The 482-nt window shown below is 40.2% G+C and carries 1 protein-coding gene; it reads right to left on the bottom strand.

All coding sequences use genetic code 11. The features are described from left to right. The coding region (locus EKC99_RS15490; protein ID WP_205597828.1) for a UPF0236 family transposase-like protein at positions 1-326 on the bottom strand (326 nt) is incomplete at its 3' end. Positions 327-482 lie beyond the last annotated feature (156 nt).

Below are 482 nucleotides of genomic sequence, written 5' to 3'. Positions count from 1 at the left end.
AGATGAATCGCTGTTTCTTCTAACAACGGACTGACTCCATGTGCCCCCTCAAACTGAAGAAAAGCATCCAACAGACAGACATACCTCTGTTTTTCTCGATCGAAGTAATAGTTCCGCTTGACTTCCACTTCTCCAAACATCGTCTGCATCCGTATCCCTCGTTTATCTTTGAGCGCGTATCGTTTTTTATCTCGTTTTTCCGCTAATGTGTGATCGATGTCCTCCAACAACTGTTGAAGCAGTTGAGCATATTCTTTTTGCATATGCTGAAACAATAACTGTTCAATGTCTTTCAATGTGACTCCATCTGTGATATAATCCCGCATGGGCTCCACTCCTTTCTTTGGTTATTTTTTTCGCACTTACTACCTTACAGGATGAGAGCCCATTTTTCATCTATTTTACTTACATATCGGAAAGGTTCCTGATTATACCAAATCAGGAACCTGTCTTTTTTTCTCCCACAAACATTTTACTCATAC

The sequence above is a fragment of the Anoxybacillus sp. MB8 genome (genome assembly GCF_011006755.1).
Lineage (GTDB): Bacteria > Bacillota > Bacilli > Bacillales > Anoxybacillaceae > Anoxybacillus > Anoxybacillus gonensis.
This window is presented reverse-complemented; position numbering and strand designations above follow the sequence as displayed.